The 7,298-nt window shown below is 71.0% G+C and carries 6 protein-coding genes; 3 read left to right on the plus strand and 3 right to left on the minus strand.

Annotated features, from left to right (window positions below; all coding sequences use genetic code 11):
* Positions 1 to 116: 116 nt before the first annotated feature.
* Together JWR81_RS07390 and JWR81_RS07395 are read right to left on the minus strand one after the other, a co-directional pair.
* Entirely contained in the window at positions 117 to 647 is a 531-nt protein-coding gene (locus tag JWR81_RS07390) for a pyridoxamine 5'-phosphate oxidase family protein (RefSeq protein ID WP_297648503.1), read from the minus strand.
* 478 nt (positions 648 to 1,125) lie between these two features.
* Positions 1,126 to 1,971, minus strand: coding sequence for a helix-turn-helix domain-containing protein (locus JWR81_RS07395; protein ID WP_297648506.1), 846 nt, complete (start codon positions 1,969 to 1,971; stop codon positions 1,126 to 1,128).
* Between the two features lie 102 nt (positions 1,972 to 2,073).
* Between JWR81_RS07395 and JWR81_RS07400 the strand changes: the two genes are divergently transcribed.
* Positions 2,074 to 3,012 carry an SDR family NAD(P)-dependent oxidoreductase gene (locus JWR81_RS07400; RefSeq protein ID WP_297648508.1) on the plus strand — a complete coding sequence of 313 codons (939 nt, stop codon included), beginning with the start codon at positions 2,074 to 2,076 and terminating at the stop codon, positions 3,010 to 3,012.
* A 494-nt stretch (positions 3,013 to 3,506) separates the two neighbouring features.
* Here JWR81_RS07400 and JWR81_RS07405 read toward each other — a convergent pair whose 3' ends face one another.
* Positions 3,507 to 4,226: a FadR/GntR family transcriptional regulator gene (locus tag JWR81_RS07405; protein ID WP_297648510.1), complete on the minus strand. Its 720-nt coding sequence runs from the start codon at positions 4,224 to 4,226 to the stop codon at positions 3,507 to 3,509.
* A gap of 565 nt (positions 4,227 to 4,791) precedes the next feature.
* Between JWR81_RS07405 and JWR81_RS07410 the strand changes: the two genes are divergently transcribed.
* Positions 4,792 to 5,625, plus strand: a complete 834-nt coding sequence (locus tag JWR81_RS07410) for an alpha/beta hydrolase (protein ID WP_297648516.1) — start codon at positions 4,792 to 4,794, stop codon at positions 5,623 to 5,625.
* 120 nt (positions 5,626 to 5,745) lie between these two features.
* Positions 5,746 to 7,155 (plus strand): IS1380 family transposase, encoded by a 1,410-nt coding sequence (locus tag JWR81_RS07415; RefSeq protein WP_297648513.1) that lies wholly within the window; start codon positions 5,746 to 5,748, stop codon positions 7,153 to 7,155.
* Positions 7,156 to 7,298: the final 143 nt, after the last annotated feature.

A 7,298-nucleotide genomic window follows, 5' to 3' on the forward strand; every position in this document is an offset into this window, starting at 1 on the left:
GTACTGCTGCACCTGATCACCGAGACCGCCGTCCACGCCGGCCCCTCGACACCGTCCGCGGGCTGCTCGACCGCCGGCAATAGATCGCGCTCCACGCCTGACCGACGGGACGGGACTCAGAAGATCCAGCGGGTGGCGCCGCCCGGCCCCACCGTGGCGACGGCGTACGCCGACCGGGCAGTGACCCGGTAGACCGACCACGGCGGCCCGCCCGCCGATGGCGCGCTGAACGGCGCTGTCAGGGCGATGCCGGACCCGTCGACCGCGCACGGCCAACCGCCCCCGGCCCACGCCGCGGCCAACCGGGCGACGATGTCGCGGTCGCTCACGACCTCGGCGGCGCCCTCGACAACGAGGTCGAAGTCCTGGGTGGCAATCGCCACGGTGCACCGCGGGTCGCGGGCCAGGTTACGGCCCTTGCGGGTGCTCTGGCCGGTCTCGAACCAGAAGCAGCCCCCGACCCAGAGCGAGCCGACCCCGGTGACGTGCGGGCTGCCGTCGGGATCGATGGTCGTGAGCCACGTCGTGTGCCGGTCGGGGCCACCGGAGCCCGGCGCCTGGTCGCAACCCGCGTCGAGCCGGTCGCTGACCGACGACCAGTCGAGGGCCGGCAGCTCGTAGAGGTCCGCGAGGTTCTGGGCGTCCATACCGGTGCAGACCCCTCGAGCATCCCGAACTCATCTGTGTGGCCACCAGTGACGGCGCGGGGGCGATACCGACAGCTGAATCAAGACCGATCACGACAACCTTCACCCCCGTCGGTCCAGCGCGGGACAGCGCTGCTGTCATCTACCGCTGACAACGGCCCCCGGCCGCCGACAACGCCCGATCCGCCTCAGCCCACGACTCATGAACGAGATCACCCGCCCACATACGTATCCGCAGGTAGAACGCAGAACCGGCGGCTCCCCCCGTCGAAAGGAACCCCCCGTTCCGGCCGTCGAGACGACAGGATGTGAACCTACGACCCCTTGACCCCCAGCACACCGGACTACACGCTCCTGCACGTCACGGACGGCGTGGTCCCATTGAACCTGCGACCCCTTGACCCCCGCGGCTCCGTCGCTGGGCCGCTGACCCTCAGTGGGGTCCTCGACGGGTGGGCGACGTCGCCGACCCGGTGGTTCAGCGGGTCAGGGACTGAGTCCCCAGCACGACGGCGAGGGCCAGGTTGTCGGCGTCCTCGGTGTCGGGCTCGGCGGTGTAGACCATGATGCGCAGGTCGTCCATGGCGACGAGCAGCGTGTCGCAGTCGAGCGTGATCGGGCCGACCGCCGGATGCTCGACGGTCTTGCGCCTGGACGGGTCGGCGAGGGGTGGCGGGGACTCGGCGTCCCAGAGCTCGGCGAAGCGGGGGCTGCCGGAGGCCAGGTCGGCGGTCAGGCGGCGCAGGGCGCGGTCGGCGGGGTAGCGGGCGGCGGTCAGGCGCAGGTCGGCCACGAGCCGGGCCTCGTGCTCGTCCTGCTCCTGCTCGGTGTGCACGACCCGCGTGGGCAGGCGGGCGACGTTGCGCCAGACGGCGTTGCGTTCGAGACCGCGCCAGGTCGTCGTCTCACCCATCAGGGCGTCGTACGGGGCGTTGGCCAGCACGAGCGTCCAGCTCGCGTCGTAGACGACCACCGGGGTGTGCGAGAGCCGGTCGAGCAGCCGCTGCACGCTCGGGGCGACCCGCGCCGGCACGACGTCCGGGCCGGGCGCGGCGTGTCCGGCGAGGCGGTAGAGCAGGTCGCGTTCGGCGGCGGCCAGGCGCAGCGCCCGGGCGAGTGCCTCCACCACCTGTGCCGACGGCGCGGTCGCGCGGCCCTGCTCGAGGCGGGTCAGGTAGTCGGCCGAGATGCCGGCGAGTCCGGCCAGCTCCTCTCGGCGGAGCCCACTGGCCCGACGCCGGCGACCCACCGGCACGCCGACGGCCTCGGGCGCCACCCGGTCGCGCCAGCGGCGGACCGTCCGGCCGAACTCCCACGCTTCCACACCGTCCAGTCTGCGCGCGTAGGCACTGCTTGTCCTGGTCCTGGCTGTCCTACGACAACCGAACGACTGGCTGCGGCCCGACCGGACGCGCACGCTGTGCCCATGACCGAAACCGGGACTGTCCTGATCACCGGCCCGACCCGCAACCTGGGCCGCCACGCCGTGCTGGCCATGGCCGACCGCCCGGCCGGGCAGCGCCCCGACCTGCTGCTTGTCGGCCGCGCCGGGAAGGACCTGGCCGCCGTCGCCGAGGAGGCCCATGTCCGCGGCGCGCGCGTCCACGAGATCGGCTGCGACCTCTCGCGCCTGTCCGACGTCCGCGCCGCCGCGGCCACCGTGCGCGACCTGCTCACCGCCGGCACCGTGCGCCCGTTGCGTGCGCTCGTCGCCAACGCGGGCACCATGTCGACCGACACCCGTCAGGCCTCGGCCGACGGCTACGAGCTGACGTTCGCGGTGAACTACCTCGCCCACACCCAGCTCGTCGGCGACCTGCTCGGCTCGTTCACCGCCCCGGCGCGAGTGGTGTTGCTCGGCTCGAACACCTACCACGCCAACGTCTGGCGGAAGCTGTTGCACGTGGCCGAGGCTGAGTGGGTCGACCCCGTCGAGCTCGCCCGCCCGGCCACCGGCGAGCAGGTTCCGAGCATGGCCGCCTCCGGTGTCGCCTACTCCAACGCCAAGCTGGCGATCCTGTACTACGCCCACGAGCTGCAACGCCGCGCCGGTGCCGGGATCGGGGTGTCGGTGTTCGAGCCGGGCTGGATGCCCGGTACCGCGCTGGGCCGTGGCGCACCGGCGGCAGCCCAGGCGATCAGCCGCGCACTGGGCCGGGTGCCGGGCGTCTCGACGCCAGAACGCTCGGGCCCGTTGCTGGCGGCGGTGGCCCTCGACGACGAGTGGGCAGACCTGCGCGACGGTGCGTTCATCGTGAAGTCCGCGGCGACGGAGGTCAAGCCGGTCGCCCACGACCGTGACCGGGAGCGGCGCCTGTGGGAGGCGACCGCCGAGCTGCTGGAACGCGCGAGGACATCGAGCTAGCCGGCTCAGCGTCACGCGGCTACGGGAGGGGCACTCCGCGGAGGAGATCCAGGACCTCGCCCGCATCGTCCGGTGCTGGCGCCGCCCGGGACTCGGATTGACTTCGGGCCCGCCTGACCTGCCGGCGGCCAGGGGGCCGCGTTCGGTCACCGTCGCCTCGATCCGCGCGCCAAGCCACCGCGGGCGCGGGCGGCCCCTGCACTTCCTGATCACCGGCTGCGCCGACGGGCGGGTCACCCTGGGTCCATTGCCGACTACGGGCGAGGCCACGGCCTGCGGGAAGCAGGCCCACACCGTGCGTGGCCCGGTCCGACGCCTCCGGCGAGCACAACCTTTCCGACCGCGATGGCCCCGGGGTCTGGCTGTGCGGCACGGCGCGGCGGAATCTCCAGGGCGTCGGGGTCGGTGACGACGTCCAGCAGCGCCGGGCGGGGAGTGGCCAGCGCCCGCCGCGAGCGCCGCCGCGGCCCGCGCGTGACCGCGCAGCGGCTGGTTCAGCCCTCGCGCAGCAGCGCGGTGTCGGAGACGGCGGCGATGTGCGCGGCCATCGCGGTCGCCGCCGCTTCAGCATCGCCGGCCCGGATCGCGTCGGCCACCTTGCGGTGCGCCAGCAGCGATTCCTCGGGCCGACCGGGCTGTGCCAGCGACTCGATGCGGCTCTCCCGGATCAGCTCGGCGATCTCGGTCATCAGGCCGGCGAGCAGCCCGGAGTGCGCCGCCGCGGTGACAGCGGCGTGGAAGTGCTCGTCCCCCGCCACCCCCCGCTCGCCCTGGGCGATCTCGCGGGCCATCAGCGCAAGGGCATCGTCGATGGCCTGGAGATCCTCGGGCGTGCATCGCCGGGCGGCGAGCGCGGCGAGCTTCACCTCGAGGGCCGCCCGCGCCTCGATGACCTCCCGCAGCCGGTTGCGGCGAGCGCGCAGCGCGGCCAGGATCTGCCGCTCCGCCGGGACGTCGAGGATCACCGCGCCGTCGCCGTGCCGCACGTCGATGACGCCCTGCACCTCGAGTGCGACCAGCGCCTGGCTCACCGATGCCCGGCTGACGCCCAGCTGGGTGGCGAGCTCGCGCTCGGCCGGGAGCCGGTCGCCCACCGTCATCCGCTCGCTGTCGATGTAGTCCAGCAGCCGCTCGACGAGCTGCTCGTACAGGCGGGGGCGGCTGACGGGCTGCAACGTCGCCGCGCGGCGCCTGGGTGTCGCACGAGGTGCCACCGGCCGGTGCCCCTTTCCATGTCTACCAGCTAGCGGGTATTGACCACCTAAGTGGGTAGTCCACTAGTCCAGTATCGCTCACCCGGCCCCGTCACCGGAGAACCTCGTGACCGCATCGCTCGGCGACCTTGCTCGTCGTCGACCGCAGCCGCGCGCTCGCCGGTCCGCACGCCACGATGATGCTCGCCGACCTCGACCCTCGATGACCAAGATCGAGGCTCGGGCGGGGACGACACCCGGGACTGGGCACCGCCGTTCTGGCTCGGCGTGCCGGGCATTCTCGGGCGCCGGCTGTATTCCACAGGCAGGACAAGCCAGCCGCGCGGTCAGATCAGGTTCAACGCCTACCTCATGGCGCCGCGAAACAAATGCGGGTCATCTATCCGGGCCCCGTCCGACCTTTGCGCCGGTGTGCCTGCAGATTAAGGCTCGACGATGGCTGCGTCTACCTCTCCAAGTCACCGGAACACGGCAACAAAAGTCTCACTACGGGAAGGGCGCCCACCTGATGGTCAATTGTCGAGCACTCTCAAAGATCGCGGTCGCCGCAGGACTCGCAACAGTGATGTTCTCCGCCGGCTGTTCAGCGCTGTCCTCGTCGGCGCCCGCGGCCCCGTCGGGCCCGGCTAACACCACGTCAAGCACCCCGTCCGTTTCGACTGGTGTGAACGCAGGTGGCGCGCGGCCGACGGTCGTGCTGGTGCACGGGGCGTGGGCAGATGCGTCCAGTTGGGCCGGCGAAGTGAAATCGCTTCAGGCCTCGGGCTACACGGTTCGCGCGATCGCTAATCCGCTAGAGAATTTGACCACCGACTCCGAGACTGTCGCCGACTTCCTCAAAACAATCAGCGGCCCCATCGTGCTGGTCGGCCACTCCTACGGTGGATCGGTCATCACCAACGCGGCGGCCGGAAACCCCAACGTAAAGGCACTCGTCTACGTTGATGCCGCTGCCCCCGATGTCGGGGAGACCAACGGATCGCTCAGTGGAGCCGATTCCATTCTCAAGCACAGGTCCGACGCACAGTTGTTTGATCAGCTCCCCTATCCCGGCGCGCCAGCCGGAGCGATGGGGCTGTACCTCAAGGAGGACATCTTCGTCACGAACTTCGCCAACGACCTCCCCAAGGAGACCGCCCAGCAACTCTGGGCCTCGCAGCGGGCCGCCTCCACTGCGGCCTTCGAGACACCATCGCAGACGGCAGCGTGGAAAACCATTCCGTCGTGGTATTTCCTGAGCACGGGCGATCAGATCATCACGCCGACCTCAGAACGCGCGATGGCGCAACGAGCACATTCGACTGTGACCGAATTCAACGGCGGTTCGCACCTGACATTGATTTCGCACCCAGACGCGGTCACCACAGTCATTCAGTCCGCCATCAACTCTATCCACTAACCCGGGCTCTTCATGAGAGGTCCGGCGTGTCTGTGTCCGGATAGAGGAAAGTGCCCCGCTGCCGGGGGAGACTGTGCTTGCTGAGGGCTCAGATCTTCCAGGTAGAGGAGCACTTTCGAGGTGCAGGTTACAACGACCAGACCGAAGATCACGGCAACCGCGGACGGCGAGGGTGTGGTGTCGCACGCCGGGTCTCGGCTGCTGGCCGATGTTGCGGATCGGACCACGCTGACCGGTCAACTGGCGGAGGCGTTGGCGGGGCTGCGCAAGCCGCGGGCCCTGCACGATCCGGGTCGGGTGCTGGTCGATATGGCGGTCGCGGTCGCCGACGGCGCCACGACGATCTCCGACATCGCGGTGCTCGCCGATCAGGCCGCGTTGTTCGGGTCGGTGGCGTCGGACTCGACGTGCTGGCGGCTGCTGGACCGACTCGACACCGCCGGGTTGGGCGCGATCGCACGATCCCGGGCCGCGGCGCGCGAGGTGGTCTGGGCGCAGCGCGCCGAGCTGTCCGCGGAGCCGTTCCCGCTGGCGACGGCGGCCGGCAGAGTGCTGCCCGGGCTGGTGATCGACCTGGACGCCTCGGTCGTGGTCTGTCACAGCGAGAAGGAGTTGGCGGCGCCGACGTTCAAGAAGACCTTCGGGTTCCACCCGATGCTGGCGTTCTGCGACAACACCGGCGAGTTCCTCGCCGCGCAGCTGCGCAAGGGGAACGCCGGCAGCAACACCGCTGCCGACCACATCGAAGTGCTCGACGCCGCGCTCGCGCAGCTGCCCGACACCCACCGGCACGGCACCCCGATCCTGATCCGCGCTGACACCGCCGGCTGCACGCGGGAGTTCCTCGCCCACATCCGCAGCCGCCGCGATGGGTCGGTGAGCTGCGAGTTCTCGGTCCGCTGGGCGATTCGGGACCCGGAGCGGACGGCGATCGCCGCGATCGGGAAGAAGGTGTGGGCGGACGCGATCGACGCTGATGGCGGGCACTGTGACGGCGCCGCGCTGGCCGAGATCAGCCGAGTTCTGCCCGCTCGCTCGCTGGTCGGCTACCCGGCAGGCACGAGAGTGATCGTGCGTCGAGAACGCCCACACCCCGGAGCGCAGCTCGACGCGTTCGAAGAGGCAGATGGTTGGCGCTACACCGCGTTCGCCACCGACACCCGCGTCGGGCAACTCGCCCACCTCGACGCGCGGCACCGCGCCCACGCGAGGGTCGAGGACCGCATCCGGTGCGCGAAGGACACCGGCCTGGACCACTTCCCGAGCCGGTCGTTCGCGATCAACGCCGCCTGGCTGACTGTCGTCATGCTCGCGGTCGATCTGATCGCCTGGACCCAGCACCTGCTCCTGCACGGCGAACTCGCGAAGGCCGAGCCGAAGACGCTGCGTTACCGGCTGCTGCACGTCGCCGCCCGGCTCACCCGCGGACAGCGACGGCTCTGGCTGCGCATCCAGCGCACCTGGCCCTGGGCCCGCGATCTCGCTGCGGCGTTCACCGGGCTCACGGCGCTGCCCGTCCCGGCTGGTTGACCTTCCACCCCGACACGACGAGCGGCGGGAGCTACCGGCAGAACCAGCACGCCGGCAGCCTCGCCATGCCCACCATCAGCAACGGCACCAGTCAGGGCGACAGGCGCGATCCCAAGATCGATCCGCGGCCGCCATGAATCACC

The sequence above is a fragment of the Pseudonocardia sp. genome, from assembly GCF_025965585.1.
GTDB lineage: Bacteria > Actinomycetota > Actinomycetes > Mycobacteriales > Pseudonocardiaceae > Pseudonocardia.